Origin of the sequence: Planctellipticum variicoloris (genome assembly GCF_030622045.1) — a bacterium.
Classification (GTDB): domain Bacteria; phylum Planctomycetota; class Planctomycetia; order Planctomycetales; family Planctomycetaceae; genus Planctellipticum; species Planctellipticum variicoloris.
This window is the reverse complement of sequence record NZ_CP130886.1, coordinates 4,846,308-4,868,007: the sequence shown is the minus strand read 5'-3', so window position 1 is coordinate 4,868,007 and position 21,700 is coordinate 4,846,308. Positions and strand designations below refer to the sequence as shown.

Sequence of the window (21,700 nt, the reverse complement as noted above, 5' to 3'; positions counted from 1 at the left end):
TTACTCGATGTAGCCCAGACCGCGCAGTTGATCGGCGACTTGCCGCTCGGCGTCTTCCTCGCCGAGTCGCTTGAGTTCGTTCTCGATCGCCGTGGCGATCAGTTCGTCGACGCTGCTGTAGCCGGCTTTGGTCGCCGCCTGTCTGGCCCGCTCGTACAGATTCGAATCAATTCCCACCTTCGTCATGCGCGTTCCCTTCGGGGTTCAAGTCTGAAACAGGCTGCGACCGGTCATCGTGGCAGGGGTTGGCAGGCCGAACTCGTTCAAGATCGACGGCGCGATGTCCACCAGCGACGGGTCCGAGGAGGCCAGCGGCTTATTGCAGCAGAGGATGCCGGGGACTTCCAGCGCGTCGGCGCAGTGGTCGGCGCTCCAGGCCGCGGTGTTGTCGAGCAGCACGTCGGGGGTCAGTTCGCCGAGGCACGTTTCCCACGACGCCCGGTAGCCGCGCGCATAACCGATGATCAGATCGGGCGCCAGCGCGGTCGCGTTGCCCGAGTAGATTTCGCTCGCGCGATAGACATTGCGGATCACCTTCTCTCCGTTGAAGTCGCGGACCGCCCGCAGCCGGGCGATCAGTTGCTTCGTCAATCGCTCCTGCTCTTCGCCCGGTTCGACGACGCCGTCCCGTTCCCGGCCCTTCAGATTCAAATACAGGCCGTTGATTCCCAGTCCGTAGGCGCGCGTGCGCGACCAGTCGACGTCGGTCAGAATTGAGGTGCATTCGCGGGGGTTCAGGTAGCCGAAGTCGCGCAGCCAGGAATTCACGTTGAACTGCCTGCCGAAGTTGGCGAACCCGTGATCGCTCATGACGAACACGGTCGCCTTGCCGCCGTAGCGGTCGTGGATATCGCCGATGATGCCGTCGAGCCGCCGATAGAGATCCTTGACATACTGGTAGCGGCTGAGCGCTTCCGGGGTCGAACGGGACGGATGCTTCGGGTTCTCCTCGGGATTCCACCAGAACATATGCGACTGCAGGTCGCTGCTGGAGAAGTAGAAGAACAGGAGGCCGTCTTCGTAATTTTGAACGGCGTAGTCGAAGAGATTGAGCCGCTCTTCCAGCACCAGCGTCGCCTGGCGGCGGAACTCGTCGTCGTTGAACACGCCGTTGGACCGGGCTTTGTGGTCCTCCTGGAATCCGGTCGTGTAGAACAGTCCCAGATCGCGGGAGACGTCTTCGATGAAGCTGGCCGGTTCCGACACGGGAACGGCGGGGTGCGAGGGGTCGACGTTGATCGGCGTGACATAAAGCCGGAAGTTGGGGGCGACTTCCTGCAGCAGGAACCGGCAGATGCCGCCAGCGTGCTGGGTAGGGATCGGGAAGGGCGTCGACAGGGCGAAGTCCAGGCGGGTCCAGCGACTCCACTGGCCCGGCTTCAGCACGATCTTCTGGCCCTGAACCTCCAGCAGCGCCGCGTTCGAGGCGCGATCGCGATGGACTTCGAAGTCGACAGTGATCGGCGTCGGATTCTTCAACAGGCTGTTGTCGGGGCCGACGAGGCTCGCCCGCGCGGAATCGCCTTCAAATTTGAGTCGCGAGCGCCGCCCGCCCCCTTCATCCAACCCGGCGCTGGGCGAATCTTCGCTGAAGTACTGATAGGTTCCGTAGGTTCCCAGCATGTCCGGGGTTCCCATGCCGCTGATGCAGCGATGATGGCCATACTGCGAGGGGCTGGGGGGATAGTTCGACGGCAGATCGTAAAACACAGACGTAATTTTTTGTGCGTCGAGGTAGTCCCAGAAGGGCACGCCCTGCCGGCGCAGCACGGTCTCCGGCGGATGGTGATTGAACGGCCAGAAATCGAGCTGAAGCTGGTGCTCGCCCAGTTCGAGGAAGCCTTCGCCGGGCAGCGTCTCGGCGGCCGAGAAGAACGGGGCGCACTGCTCGTGCGGATGCCGGTGAATGAAGTCGAAAATGCCGTGCGACCCGGGCCCGGCGCCGTTGATAAAGTTCGCCCAGGCGACGGGGCTTTGCGGCGGAATGCTGGTCCCCAGGCTGCTGAAACCGCCAGCGGCCGCCATCTTCGTCATGTTCGGCAATTGCCCGGCCGCCATCATGCTGCGGCAGAGACGGGGGTCCATGCCGTCGATGCCGATGACGATCACCTTCTTTCCGAGGCTGCGCGAGACCCGATTGACGCTGCCGATCCAGTACGACGCGGCGGCGAGCGTCCCGGCGCCGGCCACGGCGGCAGCCCCCTTCAGGGCCGCCCGGCGATTGACTCGGGGGGAGGATGCGGGCTCAGTCATGCCACTTGCACCTCCTTGGCGGTCGATGGCGATTCCGTTGCGTCCGATGCCGGTCGTTTTTCGCCGACGGCGATCGGCTTGCCGTCCATGTATTCGGGGATCGGGCAGCCAAAGAGTTCAAGGACCGTGGGAGCCAGATCAAGCAGCCGCGGCGTCGCCGAGGTGATTTCGTGATTGCAGAACAGCACGCCCGGCACCACGGAGGGATCGACGCAATGATCGCCGCTCCAGGCCTTCGTATTGTCGTGAAAGACGTGCCGGCTGGTCCGGCCGACGGCGGCGTCCCACGAAACGCGATAGCCGCTGGCGTAGCCGACAATCAGATCCGGCGCGTTTTCCTTGTACGGTCCGCGATAGGCTTTGACGGCCTGATAGACCCGCTTGATGGCGGGGGAGTCCGTTTGCGGATCGACGAGCTGTCCGAGGCGGCTGGCGATTTCGTCTCGGAGCGCCTGGGCGTCGTCGCCCGGCTCAACGATCCCCTGTTCGAACTTCCCGCGCAGATTTACAAAAATGCCTGTCAGGCCAATCGCGAAGGCGCGCGTCCGGGGCCAGTCGACGCCGGCGAGGTAGTCCTTCCCCCGCTCTGCGTCATTGACCACGAGGTACCCGTTCTCCTCCAGCCAGCGATTGAGGTCGACGCCCCGGCGGAACGTGTTGAAGCCGTGGTCGGACAGGACCATCAGCAACGTCCCGTCGTCGTTACAGCGCTGCATTGTCCGGCCGACGAGGTGATCCATCCGCACGTAAAGGTCCTCGATCGCGTTCTGGAACTTCTCCGGAACGTGAAGGGGACGGGCCGGATGAGCTTCGTCGTGGTACCGCCAGAACATGTGCTGCATGCGATCGGTGCCGTCGAACACGCAGACGCACAGCCCGCTGGACACCTTGTCGAGACCGTCGAAGAACATCTCTTCCCGTTCGCGGTCGATATCGGTGCATTGACGAAGAAAGTGTTCGTCTTCGAGCACTTCCTCGCTGAGCCCCCAGGTGTCTTCGGCGAGTCCCAGAGTTGCATACGGTCCCTGCCGCTTCGCGAGATAGATGGGATAAACAGCAGGATAGCCGATCGCCATCGCCGGGTTTTCCGGGTCGATATTGATCGGCGTGACATACAAATCGAACTGGGGCGCCGTACTGAGCAGCATGAACCGGCAGACCCCGCAGATCGAGGCGCCCCACCCGGCCCGGAAGCGAACCGGGATCCAGTCGGTGTATTCGCCGCGCTGCAGCCGGTACTTCGAGCCGCCGATCGTCAGCGTGGCCGTCTCGACTCCGTCGATCCGGACCGTGAACGGCAGTTTCAGCGGTCCCCGGTCGGCCTGCGTTGGATGGGGCGGACCCAGCAGTTCGCCATCGACGCGATTGCCGTCGACGCGGATATGATGCACTTCGCCGCCGGTCTTGACGCCGTCCTCGCGGGCACGCGACGCGTATTGCGAAAACGTCCCCTGCGTGCCGCGCAGATCCGGCACGCACATCGCCGAGAGCTGAACGCCGTGGAGTTTCTCCGGCGGAAAGGTGATCGGCACGCGAATGATGCAGTTGAAGATGCCGTAGTCGCTGAGGATGCCCCAGAACGGCCGGCTCTTGCGGAGCATGCGGACGTCGGGAGCGCGGAGCTTCAGCCGGAACGGACCGAATCCGACGGACCGGCTCCCTTCGCGAATCTCGACCGAACTCAACTTGGGCTGATACGTTCGCTCGTCCGGCGTCAGGAAGTCAAAGATGTTGTGTTTGCCGGGGTTGACCCCGGTCTGAAATGTGGACCAGGCGACCGGGGAGATCGGCGGCAGCGTACTGGCCAGCGATTCGAAGCTGCCGCTCTGCTGCAGCGCCGCAAGGTTGGGGAGTTTGCCTTCGTCGAGCAGTTTTTGCGTCAAACCATGATCGAGGCCGTCCAGCCCGAGAATGACAACCCGCCGGAAACGTCGCTGTCCCGGCGGACGTTTCTGGAACAGCATGCGGATCAACTTGCGGGCGGGCCAGAGCAGGATCATCAGCAGCGCGGAGACAATTGCCAGGAAGACGGTCAGAAACGATCCCGCCACGGCAAAGCCGGCGCCCGGACCGATGTAAGCAAGGAGTCCGTCAGACGGCGCCAGCCACTGAGTAGGACTCCACATCTCCATGAATCGCTCCAGCGTGAATGGCATTCTGAAACTGGCAAACGGCCCCGCCGACCCCGGCGGGCGTCACGATCGGTCTAAAGGGATTCGCCCTGCCGTCGCGTCAGTTCTGCGGAACAGAACCGGGGCCGCGATCGGGACCGATCGCCGGGCCTGCCGGACGCTGTGCGGCCGCCGCGACTTCCTCCAGCTTCTTGCCCGGCTTCAGATCCTTGTCGACGAGTCCGGGATAGTCAGGTCCGTAACGATAGCTGCGGAAAATGCCGCCCGGACCTCCCGGACCGCCTGGGCCACCCGGACCACGACCGCCGGGGCCTCCGGGTCCGCGACGGTCACCAAGACGCCCGCCATCGTTGGGCCCGCCTGGCGGACCGAACCCGCCCGGCGGGCCGAATCCGGGTGGCGGGCCGAAGCCGGGGCCGCGGGCGAACATGTTCTCCATTTCGGTCAGTCGCGTTTTCTGCTCGTCGGTCCAGATTGTGTCGAGTTGCTCCCTGACGCGGTCCTGAAGTTTCTTCAATTCGTCTGCCTGAGCCTCGGTGAGCTTCAGCTCGGGAAGGAGCATCTCCGGAATCACATCGCCGACCTTCGGCGGGCGGAAGCCTCGTGGTCCGCCTGGCCCTCCACCCGGCGGACCGAACCCGCCCGGCAGCGGACCGCGCATGCCAGGGGGACCGCCAAACGGAAAGCCTTTAGGCGGCTCCAGTTTCTTTCGCTGTTCGTCGGTCAACAACGTCCCCAGATCGGCGTCGACCTCCTTCTGCAGTTTCTGAAGAGACTCTTTCTGGAGCTCGGAGACCCCCAGCATGCGGGCCAGAAACTCGGGCACCAGTTCACCCGGTCTGGGGAAACCGGGGCCTCCCGGGCCGCCGAAACCGCCTCCGGGGTATTTGAACTGCCAGACGACTTCATAGTCCGGCGTGACCTCGAACAGGAGGGCGTTATTTCCCGAGCAGACCAGCGTATTCCCGTTCGGGAGTCTCTGGGCGCCGGAGATGAGCATCGATGAGTAGTGGGGATTTTTCGGGTCCGAGAACGACCAGGCGGCCTTTTCCGGGCCGAAAGCAACGAACTCGTCCTTTTCGTACTGTCCGTTCGCGTTCAACGGCAATTCGATCTCATCGACCGAGGAGTAGCCGCCATCCGGTCGTCCCATGCCATTGTTGAAGACGAGCATATGTCCGGCGCCTGGCAGGCCCTCTCCGATCCAGTGGGCGCAGTGCTGGGCGAACAGCCGCTGATCGGCGTTGGATCCGCTGCGATAGACGCGCGGATTCCCCCAGCGGTAGAGGAGGTCTCCCCCTTTTCCGCTGCGTCCCCCTTTGTGCGAGGCCGCCTCCGCCTTAGTGGTACTGTGATCGATGACCCAGACTTCGCTGAATTCGTGCACGCTGATCATGATCTGATCGAGCTTCGCGTTGTACGCGATCGAATTCACGTGCATCCAGTCCCCTTCCATCGGTCCGCGCCCGGGGCCGCCGGGACCTGGACGCCCCGGCCCCTGCGGTCCTCGCGGTTCGGAGCGATCGCCGGGTTGACCTCCGCCCGGAGGCGGATTGTCCTTGTTTGAACGCTCGGAACCGGCTTTGCCGTCTGACGGCGGCGCTCCAGCGGGCGGGCCGCCGCCCCCCACATAGCCCAGCGAACGCAGCCGCGCAAGCTGCTCGGGATCGGCCATCATCCGGTCCATCATCTGCGTGCTGAAGTTGAGATCGACCAGCTCCGGATGCTCGGAAACGTCGCCGAAGCCGGGCTTCTTCTTGTCAAAGTCCTGCACCAGGTGATCCCAGGCGTGCCATTCCCAGACGATTTCACCGGTAGTCTTCCCGGTCGGTTTGACTTCCAGAATGCAGTCCGGCAGAAGCTGGGAACGGACCGTCTCCGGTCTCCGGCCCGCCGCCACTGCCTCCTCCGCGGTTTTCGGGTCAGACGCTACGACGAGGACGTTGCCGTTGGGCAGGCGACAGATGTCGTGATGGGGTCGCTGTTTGCTGTCCCCGAACGAGTAATCCCAGACCAGTTCGCCGTCCCAGTCGAACTCCTGAATCCGACCGCCCGCCCCCGGTCCGCCGCCGAATCCGCGCTCGGCGGCGGGACGGAGCAGGTGACCATTTTCCAGCAGGTACGCACTCAACGCCGGCGTGAAGTCGCTCTTCCATTCCTTGACGATCCGGCCTTCCAGGTCGATCAGATACGTGCTGGTTGAGTTCATGGGGGCGACGAGCGTATAGCCCTGCGAGGCGGCTGGCGCGTTGATCGAGACGCCATCCTTGAGCTTCGGGCCGGAATCGCCCGCGGCCGGCGGCTGGGCAATCGTTGGCGGAATCAGCCCGATGTGGACCGACAGCAGCGCAACTGCCGCACAGACCACGACTCTGTTCCATCGACTCATGGTGAGGCTCCGGGGGGGCTGTTTGCGAAAGGAACTGTGATCCAGACGGGCTGGCGGCCGACAGCGCGCGCCAGATTCGCACCTGGACCGACAGAAGATACAAGATTTTCGGGTTCATCCGGGACGTGATGGCGATGGCGCCGGACGCCGAGTGGCGGGTGATTATCGCTTTGGCTCGCTTCGCAGGACGACGGACGCCGTCGGAGACGATGGCTCTGCGTTGGGAGGACATCGACTGGGCACGCAACCAAATGCTGGTCCGGTCGCCGAAGACGGAGCATCACGCCGGCAAAGAGCTCCGGATCGTCCCGCTGTTTCCCGAGATCCGGGAGTCATTGGCGGAAGCCTTCGAGCCGGCCCAGCCTGGGGCGGCCTTCGTGGTCGAGAAGTACCGTCGCGGCTGCCAGAACTCGAGAACCCACATGCTGCGAATGATCCTGCGGGCCGGCCTGGAGCCATGGACCCGTCCGTTCCACAACCTGCGGGCGTCGTGCGAAACCGACCTGGCGAATCGGTTCCCGACGCACGTCGTCTCGAAATGGCTGGGCAACAGCGTCCAGGTCGCAGCGGCCCATGACCTGCAGGTCACCGACGAGCATTTCGAGCGAGCAGCGGGAGAAAAGGCGCTGCTAAAAGCGCTGCAGCAAGCGTCGGAAACGGGCGGAAAGCCGCGGAAGTCAGAAAACGAAAAACGCCAGAACCCCTTGGAGTTCCAGCGTTTGCCGATTCTTGCCGCTCAGTGCCGTGAGCGTCAGTACACCTCGCTGGGCTCGAACCAGCAACCTTCGGTTCCGTAGACGGACGTCCGGTTTCTCCAACCCTCTTTGATGGCAACGGTTTAGCAAATCGGCCTGGCCGGCAGGTGTCCGATTTGGGCACCCCGTCGCAAATGGATGGCGATGCTGACAGTGCTCGCGGGTTCTTGGCGCTCGCCGAGGCGTGGCCGCATCTGCCGGATCATCTTTGCGCCGCCATTCTGCTGATGGTGCAGCCGTGGGTCAGATCAGACCTCGACGTGCCGCAAGGGGACGCGGCTGATCCATCGACCGCGGAATCGCGAAGTTCTGCCAGCAAAGTCGACCCCAACGACTCGCCGAATCGGACCAGCAGGAAGGGCGCAAATGACCGCCCTCAATGAATCCAATCAACGCGGCAACGATCCGGAGCGAGCCAGCGTGGTAAGTCAGCCAGCGATGGCGCTGGCGCTGATTCTGGAGACTCGACCGGAACTGTTCATCAACGTCGTCGGTCAGCCAACCATCAGGCTCCCTGATGTCTCTGGACGATCGACTCGTGAGACCTGGCCGCTCCAGTCCGACCGGGTCAAAGCCTGGATCGCGGAGTTCGTGTGGAATCGAACCGGGATTGTACTCGCCGACCGAGAAATTGATCGGATCGTCAGAGTCCTCGTAGGCAAAGCTTGGCACGATTCCCGGCACGAAGTCGAACTCACCGAGGCGATGGACGCCGACCCGCTGCTGGAAGCCCTGCTGATTTTCATGCACGACCACGCGGTCTTCGACAAATCCTGTACGGCGCTCAAAGCGGATCTCGACCAGGTGGCGCGTTCGGCGGGTCTCGACACGAAAGATCGACTCTGGCCCAAGGCCGCTCCGCAGCTCAGTCGTCGGATTGAGGATCTGAAACCGCTCCTGCAGCGAGCCAGCATCACAGCCGAACTCGGTCGCCGAGCGGGCGGTACGCGTTTCGTCCGCTTGGCGAATGAAAAGCCGAGTGGCGGCGATGCGGCGGGACCGCCCCTGCCACCGTCGGTCGACAACTCCCATCACCCCACGGGATTCCGCCGTCCCGACGGTGGTGACGATGATTTCCGCAAAACACTTTTTGACCTGCTGCGAACCCCGAACGAGGAGACGAACGATGAAGGACATTGAACGCTGGATCCCGGAACGCTGGGATCAGATCGTCGGAAACCGCGTCCTCAAGGAATACTTCTGGGACATGATCTGGTGCGTCCGCAAGGACGGGCACCGGAGTGGATTCAATCTGCTGGCGACAGGACCGTCCCGTACCGGCAAGACTTCGGCGGTCACCTTTGGCATCAAGTGCCTGGGATGCCTGAACTTTGACTTCAGCACGATGAACCCGTGCGGTACCTGCAAGTCCTGCACGCTGAATCATCACCTCTACGGCAACGACGGCTGGGAAAACATCGTGGATTTCCTCGACGAGCACGAAGCGCCGACGCCCGTCCGCTACCATTACCATCCCGTCGACTGCACGCGACTCACGGAAGCAGACCTGGAAGCCAAGCTGGCCAAGATTCGGGTCTGTAACGAGGATCTGCGGATTATTTACCTGGACGAGGTCCATCGACTTTCGCGCCGGTTCATGGACGAACGGCTGCTGAAGCCGCTGGAGGACTTTCCGGCGATCTGGATTGCATCCTCTGCCTACGTCAAACGCGACGGCGACAGCGGCCAGCCGCTGGACAAGATGTTTCAGAACCGTTTTACATTCCGGATCACGACGGAGTTGCCGGATCTCGATACGCTCGTTCTCTGGCTGGCGAAACGCTGCCACGAATGGGGAATTCGCGTCGAAGTTCCAGAAACGACGCTGCCGCTCCTGGCGGAACGCTGCCACCAGATTCCGGGCATGGCTCTGCAGGTGCTCAACAAGGCCCACAAGCGGCGCAACAAGGTTCTGACTCTGGCGAGCGTAGAGGAACACGTTTTTGATCTTGAGGAGTGACTTCGTTTGCTCGTCACTTCTGGGCGGGCGGCGAATTCGAAGCTGGATCACATCAATGGTCGATCGTGGCGCGGGCGAACCGCCTGGAGAAATCCAAGCCCGCAGTCTCATACCGGAAGCGGACCGAAAACGTGAGGCCGCGGGCGGCGGCCTTCAGCTACGGCAGTTGAGCGAGGTTGTGGAAAGCACATCCGCCGTTCGAAAACTGCATCGAGGTGCTCGGCAGCGAACGGCTGACGGGCGCGGCCTTGGGTCGCCCCGCCGTCTCCGTGGCGTATGCAATACCCGCGGGGAAGTACGGTCGCACCGCCAAACAACGCGTCGCTTGCGAGGTGCAAAACGTCTGCGCTTCTGGCAGAATCCATGATTCCGGCGTTAACATTCAAAATGTCGCGACTCATTTGTCGGAATCGTGAAGATGGCCGCTCAACAAATCGGCAAAGTCCTGCTCAACAGGTTCGCGAGGCTTCATCACGCGACCAACCTCAGGGATTTCGCGGGGTACTGTAGTCGGCGAGCACTACTGTCTCGCCGTGAACTTACGAACTCGACCGTAGACTTCACTGCATTTTACAGTGATGCTTCCGATAAGCAACGCGGTGTCTGGGAGCGTGTATTCGGTAATCTTGAGGACTTCGGCGGACTCTTCTGGGCGTCGCCTGTCTGTATCCCTAACGCTTACGGTCCTATCACGTTGGTCTTCGAAAGGAGTGCTTGGGGGCAAGTCAGCGACGTTGCCGTGACTCGCAAGAACGCAGCGACCAAGGAGTTTGAGCTGGCCACTGAGCGGATGTCTGCTGAGGAACTGGAGTCCTGCTTCGAGCTACGTGATAAGAAATGGTGGCAGTTGACGTGCAACGGGCTGGAAGTCTCACTTGGAACCTCGTTTCTTTCGCTTGACCTTATCGAGAAGGTCGTTGTTGAACCCGTGTCTTCGGACTTCCTGGAGAGTGTGCGGCGGGTGTGGACATCGTCAGGATATGAGGGCAGTCTCGTCGAGGCGCGTACTCTCTGGAAGAAACCTCTTCCTCAAGAGCGACTAAACGTTTTCGTCGAGCTTGTGAAGTGGTCTGCGCACCTGGCAGGGAAAGTGCCTCTGTCGTCCGATCTAAAGACTGCGGTTCCTCCGCCATTAAAGGAGTGGGCAAGCAGGTTGCGTGATACCCAATGGGCGCCACTGCGACAATGGCTTGAGTATACATTCAATGGAAGTCTTCGGTAGCGTGTTGGCGATTGCCAACGTGAATCCATGAGACCATTGATCGCTTTGCTTCGGCGATCCATGCCGGCATTCCTTGCATCGGACACTTCGTAAGTGAGTGCCTCTGCGTTCCGAGTCATGATAAGCGCTACGTATAACGTTTACGATAGATCGCAGACTCGATGCTGCTCGGCCCGCCTTCTCGCTCCGGACTACCGATCATTCTCGATGCGGCGGCGAGAAGCTATTCATTGAGGCACGGTCGGCCAGTGAATCATTCAATTCCCCGGTAGAAGCAGAAGACTGGAAATCAACCGAAGGGGCTGGCAGGACGCCATCGCAATCCGCTCCGGTGCTCGCCCTGGCGAGCGTGGTCAACATGGTTGATCACCACCCCTCTGCTGCCGAAACTCAGACTCGTGAGATTGAGGCATAAGAACATGTTGAAGCAAACACAGGACAAGAATGAACGGGAATAGAAACAGGACTTGAATCACTTCAACGAAGCAAAGTCACAAGATCAGGTACTGGAAAGCTCAAGGGCAGGAAGAACACGCAGGTCAATCAGGGGAATTGAAGAAGGGAATTATTGTGGAGGCAAAGACCTCACTTTCAGGTCGAATCGACCGGAACATCCCTCAACACACACGAAGGACTTTGAACAATGTCTGACATTCACAGCCGAGTGCAGGAGCACCAGGCCCTGTCGCCGCCACGATCCGCGCACGGGGGTCTTCCCTCAGGATTCCGGATCGTACACGTGGCAGTACCGGAATCCGTCTTCAATCACGCCAAGGCTCAGGCCTACCTGTCAGGAATCCGGTTTGCCGTGTACGTCGCCAAAGTCCTGTCGGACTCCCGCCCGTACCCGGCCAACCGCCTGCCGCAGGCACCAGCAGGCCCACCTGAGCCCAGAACGGTCGAGGCCGACCACGGCCAGCGCTGACCCCGTCTCACGGTCAAGGGACGGCAGGAAGAAACTCAAAGCAGGAGAATTCTCAATGGCGAAGCCAACGAGCCGAACAACGGTCATGGACGCGGTACCGATCCCCCTGAAACCGAAGGTCCGGGTGGATCACCACCCCGTCGACTGGAACACCCTGGCCGAGTCTGTAGCGGAACGCATCGCAGCAACCCTGCAGCAAGATCCAACAGGTTGCCGGTACTTCAACCCGGCAGCCACGGTTTCCTGCCCAAGCCCCTGCCCAGAGTTCTTCCGGCTGGTCCGAAGTGTGCAATCCGGCTGGTGCCGACAGGCCAGCCGAACGTTCCCAAGAAAGTCTCGGCGAAGTCCAGCCCAATGGATCAGCAACGGGAAATGGTTCAACCAGAAATACCCTCGATACCTGGACCGAGGTCTCTGTTTCACCGGCGTCCTGTTCGTTGACGGCGTAATCACACCACCGCACGTGTGGCCGAGAACGGACACCACCAAGGCACGGCACCACGCCGGCAAGCATTCTGATTCGCTGACTTCGGTCCAGAATGGCCCTGAGAAGCGCTGACAGACCGAATCCGCCGAACTCAGCGCCGAGTCCGCAAACGCGGTGATTGCAGTGGGATCAGTCCTTCGGCGGATCACTTCTGCGCTTTGGGTGAACCTTGGAAGCAGACGAGAACATGCCCCCCCCCCAAATGTCCGGGGCAGGCAATTGCCAGCAATGCCCAAGGCTAATCCGGCACAGGAAACACAATCATGAGTCTGCCTCGCATCCAAACATTCAAGAACGTCATTGCCCGCTACATCGAATCGGGCGAAGGCCGTCGAACCATGGCGTCTAAAATGACGCCGTCCCTCCGACGTTTTCGCGACTACTCGGCCGTCGGCCGGAAGGCATTCTTGGTCGAAGATCTCGAAGACGGTGCACTCCCCGTATACGACAAAGATCCGATTGTTCCGGCTTATGCCGTTGGAGAGGCCGGTGACTCCATCCAGGTCCTGGTCAACAGCGAACGTGTCTTTGCCCCGCTCTACGAGTTGGCCACATGGCCACTTATTCCGCTAACGCAGATCCGCGAAAGACGCTACGACCTCATCAAACGCACGATCGAACTCGGCGTGGCCGGCGTGAAGGAAAAGGAGGACGTGCGCGTATTTGCGACCATGAATGCGCTCGCCGCCGACACCGACAATCCCCATCAGGATATCGCCATCGCCGCGCCGCTGACGGCCGACGCCATCGCAGACGCAATAGGCGCGATCGAGGAACACGGCTTGCGGGCAGCACGGATCTTCATCAATGGGCGAGATTACGCCGACATCCGCAAGTTTGATCGCGATGTCATCGACCAGGAGACGATGCAATCTCTATTCCGCACCGGCTACGTCGGCAAAATCTACGGTTGCCAAGTCATCCGGAGTCGTGTCATCGCTCCTGGCACCGTGTATATCTGCGGAGAACGCGAGTACTACGGACGATTTCCAGTTAGAACAGAACTTACGGTAATCACCGCAGACGTTCCTCAGGAGAGAAAAGTCGGATTCAGCATCTTCGAGCAGGTTGGGACGCTTTGCTACAACTTCTTGGCGTCTCAACGAATCGTGATTACAGGCCGATGATTCCGTCCCCCTCTTGTGAACTGTCCGCAGGACTGTCCACAACGGCTCCGCCAACGGCAGGACAGTCTTCTCAGCTGCTCTTGTTATGTGTCAGGGCCATTGGTGCCCAATGAATCACAGTCGCAGGTTTTATCCAAACACCGTCTGAATCAGTCGCTCGATCTCCGCCGAGTCGATTTCCCCAAGTGTCCCGTCGCTGGTAATAATCAGTCGTCGCGGCGACCTTTCCGTGGCGTCCCACCGCAAGATGCCCTGATCGGCGTACCACTGTTCCTTCTCTTCCCAACGGCGTTTGTATCCGGCATCACCGAGCATCCCCAAGTGCTCCCAGTAATACGTCACGCCTGCATCATCATCATGGATCGTAAAATCGGGGAACTTTCCAGTGAAGCTGCCGTCAATCTCCAGCGGTTGCTCATAGGCATAGTCGATCTTATTAGCGTTCAGCAGATTAGCGACGATAACTTCGGACTTGGACCGAACAAGCTCTCCACGCGTCGTATGATGGATGAGGAACTCCTCCAGAAACACGTTCTTAACGTGAATTGGCTTTGGCGGCCGGAATAGGTTGGTCAAGCGGCAGGCCGACGCAGAGTATTGATCAGAACTAAACCGATGCAGGTCGACTGCTGTGCCTTGAAGAAGCACAATCACTTGCTTCTTTTGCCGTGTCAGAGCGGTATAGAGCAATTCGCGAGTGACCATCAGCGACGATCGGGGTAGCACGAGAATGACCGTCTCAAACTCACTCCCTTGAGCCTTATGAACCGAGAGCGCGTAGGCCAACTCGAGGCTCGCCTCGCCATCATCGGAAAAGTCGCTATTGTAGAACGCAAACGTCAGACCCGGCTGAGTCGAGAACTCGATCTCCAGGTTTTCCGGCGTTGAGCTCCGAGCCTTCGTTCGGCGGTGACCTACGGCGATTCCAATTTCGCCATTGACGAGGTAACCCGATGACTCTGGCCGCGGATAGATCCGAGACTTATGAACCCGTCGATTGCGAACATTCATCACCTTATCGCCGTAGACGAGCTGTTCGTCGCCTTTAGGCGACGGGATACTTCGGTACGGTCCAGGGTTTCTCGCCTGTTCAATCTGCCGTGACTTAAAGTGCTGGTGAATGAACCGATTCAAGGCCTCCACACCCCAAGGCCTTTGTCGAACGGGGCTGAGGATCTGCCAATTCTCAGCCGCGGTGCCTGAACCATCGCGGTCTCGCCATTTGTTGTTGAACCAGAACGAACCGTTCTTGTCTTGAACTCCTCCTAAGGATTTGCAGAATGCCTGCCACTCTTCAAGTTCCGGATCGAACGCCAACGCCTCACGGAGAACGACGGGGATTAAACCTTGCAGCTCGGCCGGAGTTTCCCATGTCCTGAATTTCAGAGTATCGCTTTGAATTGTTCCGGAAAGGATCCCGAAGACATGATCGTCGCCCGCACTTGTTTCACCTCCACTAAACCACGAAGCCAGTACAAGATCCGCCCGGTCGCCGGAACCTTGGCGCCGAGGGATCATCAGTTCCGCAAAGCTCGGTGCGACATGGGGCATACCGGCAGCGAACGCCTTTTCTGGGTGCAGCCGGGCCACGATGTCGACGAAGGGGCGGCCAGCCCCAATGGGTGGTAATTGCCGATAATCTCCGACCAGAATCAGACGCTCCGCCTTTTTCAGCGATTCGAAGATCGCTGCAAGCATCTCTTCCGTTAACATCGAGCATTCATCCACGATGACAGTTCCGACCACCTCGTCGCCGGTCTGTCCTAACATTCGATACCGCTGTGAAGCAAAGTCGTAACGACAAGAGGCACTCAAGTACTGTGCCACGGTCATGGCGCGCGTGTTCGCGCTTCCTGCCCGTCGAGCAACCTCTTCCATGGTCACGCGGGCTTTGCCGGTCGGTGCCAGCAACAACACTCCCGCGTTGTTGATCTGCGGCTGAGCGCACAAGACAGACAGGACCGTCGTCTTTCCAGTCCCAGCTCTGCCGATCAGGGCGCTGAAGCGCGCGGCCGCGAGTTCGTTGAGGGCTGCTGTTTTCTCCTGCCGAGCCTGCTCTTCGATTGCCAGTTCCTGTGGATCGGTCGACGAACTCGCCTCGTTGGACGGCAGAAACTGATTGAGACACTGCCGCCAATCCATGACCAATGCATGACGGTCGGCAACAACACGTTTGTCGATCGTGCGTCGAAGTCTGTCTCCAGCAGCCGCAAGCCGCTCCAACTGGTACGCGGTGCTATCGTGGGCCATCGTGACGACTCGGATCTCGCCGTCAAACACCTCATGTTCCGCTACTTCCAGGAGATCGGCAGTCACGAGTGTTGGGCTGTCATCATCATTTGACTGTCCATCCCGCAAAGCTTGAATAACACTGGCACGCGGCTGCAGAGTGTGCCCGTCATTTGCAGCGGACTCGAGTTGTCGGATCACCATCGCTCTCAGCCGGCGCGCATCAACAGCCGACTTTACCAATGACGGTTCCGGAATAGGATTCCGGCGGCGAACGGCGGCGCTGGGGAACACGCCACGGTCAACGACGTTGATTGAAACCGGAGTCTCCATCAAACGAGTTGCTTCATAGAGCAGATAGGGGTTCTCTAGGATCGCTTCGTCGGAGATGGTAATACCGCGCGCCTGCCGTCCTTCCGGAGTTGCTAGTACCTCAGCTTGTTCGCCACTGAGTGCTAAGCGGCTGAGCAAGTCTAGGAATGCTCGCCGCGTGGGCTTCATCCGTTTCCAAGACGCTGCGATCGTCGAATCGAGGACCTGCGAGAGTTCCGAAGGCATTTCGCCGAGGTTGGAAAGAGTGTGATCCCAAACCGGCCACGGGCTCGCGCTGTCTCCCGCTCGATCAATCAGATACTGCGCCACGAAGTTTCCAAGAGCCACTCCGGTGGCACTCAACACGGCTCCGATACCGGGCCAGGCACCTCGTCGCTGCCATAGCCGCCCCAGTTCGCGATCAATCCAGCGTTCTTGATCCGCCGCCGCGTAGCCGAAGTGATCTGCGCAGTGGTGCAACGCCTCGCGGATGGACTGCAAGGCACCGATTGCTGCATCGTTGCCGACATGCTCAGTCACGTAAGAGAAGTCATAAATGTGGTCGTCGGGAACAAAAGCCACGACTTTCGCCGGATCGAATCGGCGGCCATTGTCGGATTGTTCGAGCGCCTCGTGGTAGGGCAACAAGAAACCGTCGACGAAGTCAGGGCGAATGGAATGCGTCACCATCCGTTCCCAAAGAAGACTACGAATAGCGCCCTCCTTTGATCCTTCATACTCATACTCCGTGAGCGGCCCCAGATGCTTGACGCGCCCGACGCCGATGAGCACCCGGCGTCCAGCGTCCTCGACCAAGGGAATCTGCTTTGCGTAGAAAAAGACCAGCGAGTCCTCGGTCTGAACGTGGTTCCAGAAACAGTTCAGTAACGCCGTGTGATTGCGGTAGTCCTGGATCCAATTCGTCGAGAATGGAAGCTCAGGCTCGAACTCTTCGCTGACATCGGCGAGAGGATACACCGCTCTGAATCCGCGCCGATTATTGTTCTCGGCACCGAAGACTTCCTTCTGCATCAGCCAACGAAATGGAATGGCTGCCGCGGAATAGGATGGATACCGAAGAGTCGTTGGACGAAAGTGGCCGTGTGTTTTGGGATTTGTTCTCGCGTATGGATGAGACTTTTGACGAACGAGGTCGAATGCAGCCATGAAGCTTGCATGTTCGTCAAAGCATGGGGGAAGCGACTGGCCGCACGCCAGCAGTTCTGCGAACGACCGCCCGCGCGATTGCTCTTCCGCCTGATCATCTCTGTTGGGAGCAATCGCCTTCAGCTTCAGGCAGGAGGTATTCAACGTTGGCCGATGACAGACTGAACCCGTCCAACCACCATCGTGCCATGGCACACGAAGTGAGAGGTGTTGCAGTGGGTAACTAAGAACGCGGCTAGTACGCGTCATAAGACACTCTCTGTTTAGGCGTTGATTGGCAAGAGAAGCAGCTCACGACTCTTGTGGACCCCTGCGACCCGACTGCTCGCCCCACTTGTGCAAGGCGTGGAGAGCGCGACGCTGCATTTCTTCTGGCGACGGAAGCCCCCCTCGGGGAATGACTCCGTCGAGCGCTGCATCTGCAAGCGTTTCCTTGTATTCAAGACAACGAAGCCGCTGCTCATCCCACGACCACCGGTTGCCCAGGCCATCCGTCAGAGTAACTTGAGGGATGATGATCTCAGTCTTCCCGAATGCAGATCCTTGCCGCCAAAGGCGACCGATGATCTGTTCGTACTCGGCATGCGACCACGGCAAAGAAACGAACACGATCCGGTCAAGTACGAACTGCAACCCATCAACGCCCGTACCGACCGGAGAGGACCCGATTAGAACATCGGCGGTTCCGGCACGGAAGTCCTTCACGAACTCTTCGACGGCAACTCGCTCTTTGCCAGTGAACTGCTGCACCCGCAGCCCCATGCCTTCAATCGTTTCCGTCAGTTGCTGATCAATCTGCGTCACAAAGTGAGTGTAGACCAAGGTGCCACGTCGGACCCAGTTGCCGAGATGCCGCAGCTTCGCCTTCAGCAGGGTCTGCTCCATCTGCAGGACGTCCCGAGGCCTCAGGTGATTGAGTTCTTCAAACAACTCACAGCCATCGATCTCTTCCAGGTGTTGTTCCAACTGCAGGTCGTACCGTGGTACGAACCGGATGCCGTGGCGCTTGAGCAAAAAGTGCACCCCGACGGCATTCGGAATGGTAGCCCCAACGGGGACTTGCGAGAAGTCGTCGTCCGGTCGGACTAGTTCAAGGAGTTTCACCGCCTCTGTCAGATTATTGACGACGGGAGTGGCTGACATCGCCAAGATCCGCAGATTTGGATTCTGAGCTGCGGCGGAGCGAATCATCTGGTTTACCTGTCTTCGCCGTTCCGACATCCGCGATTCCGCAGCGTGGCGTTGGCGAACGTACTGCACTTCATCGAACACGACGAAGTCAAGAACTGACCGCTGACACAAGAGCGTGATCAAGTCGTCCGTCCACTCCCGCTGAAATGCCTCATAATTCACGACCAGGAAGTTCCTGCGGCCTCTGCGAAAGCGAAACTTCAATGGATGCCCTTCATGGATGTAAAGCGACTTTGCATCAAATGCTCGGCGGATCGTCTTCTTCCATCCGGTCAGTGTCGAATTCGCAGCAAGAATCAGAGTCAATCGTGCGTCTATAATGGCCGCCGAAAACGTGGCCGCATTCGTCTTACCGGCTCCGACACCGGACCAGTTGCCGAGCCGTTTGCGATGGAGCAGGCGGTGCGCCGTCAATCGCTGCATGATATTGAGTGCTACAGGCTCATCCTTCGCGTTGATAATCCGGTAGCCGTCGGGGATGCGGAGCGACAGAACCGACTTGTACTCCTGTTCAAAGCGTTGACGAATGAGCTGGGCGTACTTTCCGTCGGGGAGCTGAGAAAGCCGTTCAAGAACCGTCGACTCACCGGAATTCATCGCTTCCTGCCACAGCATGTCAAGCCGTGCAGTAAGCATGAACTCGATTGCTATGTTGCCATCCCTGTCATCGGTGACGCCATGTTCGATGGCACGATCCACGGTCTTCAACGCTTCAAAGGTGTCGAGAGATCGGAGCCGACGCTCGTCGCTTGGGGCAAGCTCCCAAGGAGTAACGGCGTGTACGATCTCCTGTGTACGGTCCGCAACATCGTCCGCTCGTAGTCCCGTGAGAAGTGCCTTCTCTGCTTCGCGAACGTCTTCGACGGTACGAGCGTGCAGCAGGCCGCGCAGCAGCTTGGTACCGAGCAAACGCGAATCCCGAGTAAGCATCCCGTTGTGCATGAGAATGAGGTAGAGATCGAGCTCTGTCAGGGTCTCAACGCATTCGCCTAGCGAACGCAAAAAGGCGACAATTCCGTTGTGGGTCAAGCGTGTCTGGTTTCCAAGAAAATCGGCCCATCCCATCCATCCTTCGTCTCGATATCGCGTATCTGGAGAGAAAGGGATGTCAGTTGGCCGGCCGGCAGTTCTGCCCCACTCGTACCAGTCACGAGACTCCTTCAGATTAAGCGTACGAGCGAACGCCCGAGCCTCCGTAAAGCTGCGAACGACTTCGTGCCCGGACGCTCTCGCGGGGGTCTTGTTGAACCAATCGGGCCATCCTCGCCACCCTTTGTCCTTGTAGGCGTTGTAGGGATCAGCGGGAAGTGCCGCCGGCTTGTCAGCCGTTTTTACCCAGGCATTCCATTCCGCAGCGCATGTGATTCCGAACTGAACCATCAGCTGCTGCGCCAATGCGCGGGCTTCTTCGAACGGAAGAAATGCGACCCGCACTTTTGGTCGTGAGTCCTCGGAGAAGGGGCCGGTTCCCAGAAAATATGGCCATCCGCCCCAGTCCTTTTCGTATGAGATCCTTGGATTGGACGGAACGTTCGCAGGGCGACCCTTCCAAGTATTAAAGTCTTTTGAGTTCTTGAATGCCTGCGAAACAACGATGGTACGAGCCTCTTCGAACGGGAGCCAGACTCCAGCAGCGGGCATCGTTGAGTACCTCTGAAGTGTGCAGAGCGACGGGGCTCACAGTTTTCAGGCCTGGCGAATCTGGGCCACACGTCGGTCTAGTGTCTGGTGAGTCAAAATACTCAGGAGCAGTAGGATTCGGAATCCAAGTAAGGCAGCCGTTTGCACTTTCACTAAACCGACCGGGCCAAGTCGAGTCCGTTCTTCGGGTGGACGGTGCGACCTCAGGGGGAGACATTCGCATCTCCAAAGTCTATCACAGCTGGCGTGCGGCCAGAAAGCTTGAAAGATTGAAATTCACCTTTAATCGATCGCGGCAGCGCATGGCCAAGTTCTAGCGGGTAGGGAGTTCGGAGTTAAACTGTACGATCAACCGAGGGCTTACAATGGCGCACGAACTCGCAACGACCAACGGCCGCACGGCTATGATGTACGCGGGGGAGATTCCCTGGCACGGACTCGGAACCCGGCTCGAGGAACCGGCCACGGCCCGCGAGGCCATCGAAGCTGCCGGTCTCGACTACCTGGCTGAACTACGGAAGATCCAGACGGATGATGGGACGCCCGTCCCAAAGCGGAAGGCGGTCGTCCGATCCGATTCCGGGGACGTCCTCGGAGTCGTCGGGAGCAGCTACGTCCCGGTCCAAAATCACCAGGCTTTTGGGTTCCTCGACGCCATCGTGGCGGACGGAAGTCTGCGGTAACCACACCGCCGGGGCTCTCGGGATGGGAGAGCGGGTCTGGATGCTGGCGAAGTTGCCGGATGACATTCGGGTGAAGAACTCGGACGACGTCACCGAGAAATATCTGCTCCTGTCGAACTCTCACGACGGAAGTTCGTCCCTGCGGGTCCATTTCACGCCGATCCGCGTGGTCTGTGCCAATACACTGGCCATCGCGGCGAGTAACGGGAGAGGTCAGGGAGTCTCGATCATTCACAAGGGCGATTTAGCCGCCAAGGTCCGACAGGCTCAGGAAGTTCTGGGGCTGGCGAACCGCTTCTACGACGACGCCGAGGCCCAGATCAACCGTCTGGCCAGCCACTATCCGAGCCTGAGGCAGCTGGAGGAATACTTCCACCAAGTCTATCCTGACTCGCCCCACGGAGAATCCACCCGTACAAAGAATGTCCGACAGGAGTTACTCCGGCTGTTCGAGCAGGGGATTGGACACGACCTGCCGGCCATCCGCCACACGACCTGGACGGCCCTCAATGCGGTGACAGAATACGTCGACCACTATCGGTCCACCCGCGGCAAGACCTCGACCGAGCGTGCCAGCAACCGGCTGGAGTCAGCTTGGTTCGGCTCGGGAGCCCGGCTCAAGGAGCGAGCCTGGAGTCTGGCATTGCAGATGGCGGGGTAGCTGATGGCTCCGCAATCGCCGAGTAGACTCTCTTCGTCAAAGTGAATGTCATGGACATTGTATCTGCCGAAGGAAGCGACATCGCGACAGGCCATCGCGTGGTTGAAACGCTTCGTCCACGATTTCGGGCTTGGATTTCACCTCGATACGTCACCAGACGACTACTCAACTCCTGACGGGCTGCGATGCTTTAACGCAGACGAGTGTCGCATCCTTGAAGATTCGATTCACAGGCTATTCAAAACACTCGGCGATGAGCTGCCTTACGAGGTCTGCGCCGACGAAGCAACTGCAATGCTCGCGGAACTGGTTCATTCAAAGCCGCCACTGAAGCATCACAGCCCCGTGTTCCAGCAAGAACTGCTGAAATCAGGGACGCGGGAGCAGATTATTGAATGGCTATGCTGGAACGATCCAAACGGGTGCTACACCGACGATGACTCAGCTTCTGAAGGCTATTCCCCACTGACGCTTGCACAGGTGCGTCACATCATGGACGAACAGGTTCGACGTCAACGCTCAACTTGAGTCGAGTCCCAGCCACGACAGCGACGCCTCCCTGATCC

At 59.7% G+C, this 21,700-nt stretch carries 14 protein-coding genes; 8 read left to right on the top strand and 6 right to left on the bottom strand.

Annotated features, from left to right (window positions below):
* The 4 genes from SH412_RS18910 to SH412_RS18895 form a co-directional block, all read right to left on the bottom strand.
* Complete coding sequence (locus tag SH412_RS18910; protein WP_336519572.1) at positions 1–186, bottom strand: hypothetical protein; 186 nt, start codon at positions 184–186, stop codon at positions 1–3.
* An 18-nt stretch (positions 187–204) separates the two neighbouring features.
* Complete coding sequence (locus SH412_RS18905; protein WP_336519571.1) at positions 205–2,253, bottom strand: alkaline phosphatase family protein; 2,049 nt, start codon at positions 2,251–2,253, stop codon at positions 205–207.
* Positions 2,250–4,385: an alkaline phosphatase family protein gene (locus SH412_RS18900; protein WP_336519570.1), complete on the bottom strand. Its 2,136-nt coding sequence runs from the start codon at positions 4,383–4,385 to the stop codon at positions 2,250–2,252. The genes SH412_RS18905 and SH412_RS18900 overlap by 4 nt, the downstream gene beginning before the upstream one ends.
* Positions 4,386–4,485: 100 nt before the next feature.
* Entirely contained in the window at positions 4,486–6,774 is a 2,289-nt protein-coding gene (locus SH412_RS18895; protein ID WP_336519569.1) for an aryl-sulfate sulfotransferase, read from the bottom strand.
* A gap of 134 nt (positions 6,775–6,908) precedes the next feature.
* On the opposite strand from SH412_RS18895, the gene SH412_RS18890 reads away from it, so the two are divergent.
* The 5 genes from SH412_RS18890 to SH412_RS18870 all read left to right on the top strand — a co-directional run bounded on the left by SH412_RS18890 (position 6,909) and on the right by SH412_RS18870 (position 13,250).
* Entirely contained in the window at positions 6,909–7,571 is a 663-nt protein-coding gene (locus SH412_RS18890; RefSeq protein WP_336519568.1) for a site-specific integrase, read from the top strand.
* 324 nt (positions 7,572–7,895) lie between these two features.
* A complete protein-coding gene (locus SH412_RS18885) occupies positions 7,896–8,669 on the top strand; it encodes a hypothetical protein (protein ID WP_336519567.1) in 774 nt (257 codons plus the stop codon).
* Positions 8,656–9,489: a hypothetical protein gene (locus SH412_RS18880; RefSeq protein ID WP_336519566.1), complete on the top strand. Its 834-nt coding sequence runs from the start codon at positions 8,656–8,658 to the stop codon at positions 9,487–9,489. The genes SH412_RS18885 and SH412_RS18880 overlap by 14 nt, the downstream gene beginning before the upstream one ends.
* A 1,961-nt stretch (positions 9,490–11,450) precedes the next feature.
* Positions 11,451–11,636, top strand: a complete 186-nt coding sequence (locus SH412_RS18875) for a hypothetical protein (protein ID WP_336519565.1) — start codon at positions 11,451–11,453, stop codon at positions 11,634–11,636.
* A 750-nt stretch (positions 11,637–12,386) separates the two neighbouring features.
* Complete coding sequence (locus tag SH412_RS18870; protein ID WP_336519564.1) at positions 12,387–13,250, top strand: HK97-fold major capsid protein; 864 nt, start codon at positions 12,387–12,389, stop codon at positions 13,248–13,250.
* A 129-nt stretch (positions 13,251–13,379) separates the two neighbouring features.
* On the opposite strand, the gene SH412_RS18865 is transcribed toward SH412_RS18870, so the two are convergent.
* Positions 13,380–17,102 carry an ATP-dependent DNA helicase gene (locus SH412_RS18865; protein WP_336519563.1) on the bottom strand — a complete coding sequence of 1,241 codons (3,723 nt, stop codon included), beginning with the start codon at positions 17,100–17,102 and terminating at the stop codon, positions 13,380–13,382.
* Positions 17,103–17,249: 147 nt separating this feature from the next.
* Positions 17,250–19,790, bottom strand: a complete 2,541-nt coding sequence (locus SH412_RS18860; RefSeq protein WP_336519562.1) for a helicase-related protein — start codon at positions 19,788–19,790, stop codon at positions 17,250–17,252.
* A 365-nt stretch (positions 19,791–20,155) separates the two neighbouring features.
* Here SH412_RS18860 and SH412_RS18855 point away from each other — a divergent pair, with 365 nt between their 5' ends.
* From SH412_RS18855 to SH412_RS18845, 3 genes are read left to right on the top strand one after another with little or no spacing between them, the layout of a single operon-like run.
* On the top strand, positions 20,156–20,473 hold the full coding sequence (locus tag SH412_RS18855; protein WP_336519561.1) for a DUF932 domain-containing protein: 318 nt from the start codon (positions 20,156–20,158) through the stop codon (positions 20,471–20,473).
* Positions 20,430–21,134 (top strand): DUF932 domain-containing protein, encoded by a 705-nt coding sequence (locus tag SH412_RS18850; protein ID WP_336519560.1) that lies wholly within the window; start codon positions 20,430–20,432, stop codon positions 21,132–21,134. Before SH412_RS18855 ends, SH412_RS18850 begins: the two co-directional genes overlap by 44 nt.
* Before the next feature lie 57 nt (positions 21,135–21,191).
* Positions 21,192–21,662 carry a hypothetical protein gene (locus SH412_RS18845; RefSeq protein WP_336519559.1) on the top strand — a complete coding sequence of 157 codons (471 nt, stop codon included), beginning with the start codon at positions 21,192–21,194 and terminating at the stop codon, positions 21,660–21,662.
* Positions 21,663–21,700: the final 38 nt, after the last annotated feature.

Bases quoted from the DNA above. Each gene is read 5' to 3' on its own strand.
- SH412_RS18910 (WP_336519572.1), bottom strand. From the start codon at position 186: ATGACGAAGGTGGGAATTGATTCGAATCTGTACGAGCGGGCCAGACAG.
- SH412_RS18905 (WP_336519571.1), bottom strand. From the start codon at position 2,253: ATGACTGAGCCCGCATCCTCCCCCCGAGTCAATCGCCGGGCGGCCCTG.
- SH412_RS18900 (WP_336519570.1), bottom strand. From the start codon at position 4,385: ATGGAGATGTGGAGTCCTACTCAGTGGCTGGCGCCGTCTGACGGACTC.
- SH412_RS18895 (WP_336519569.1), bottom strand. From the start codon at position 6,774: ATGAGTCGATGGAACAGAGTCGTGGTCTGTGCGGCAGTTGCGCTGCTG.
- SH412_RS18890 (WP_336519568.1), top strand. From the start codon at position 6,909: ATGGCGCCGGACGCCGAGTGGCGGGTGATTATCGCTTTGGCTCGCTTC.
- SH412_RS18885 (WP_336519567.1), top strand. From the start codon at position 7,896: ATGACCGCCCTCAATGAATCCAATCAACGCGGCAACGATCCGGAGCGA.
- SH412_RS18880 (WP_336519566.1), top strand. From the start codon at position 8,656: ATGAAGGACATTGAACGCTGGATCCCGGAACGCTGGGATCAGATCGTC.
- SH412_RS18870 (WP_336519564.1), top strand. From the start codon at position 12,387: ATGAGTCTGCCTCGCATCCAAACATTCAAGAACGTCATTGCCCGCTAC.
- SH412_RS18860 (WP_336519562.1), bottom strand. From the start codon at position 19,790: ATGCCCGCTGCTGGAGTCTGGCTCCCGTTCGAAGAGGCTCGTACCATC.
- SH412_RS18855 (WP_336519561.1), top strand. From the start codon at position 20,156: ATGGCGCACGAACTCGCAACGACCAACGGCCGCACGGCTATGATGTAC.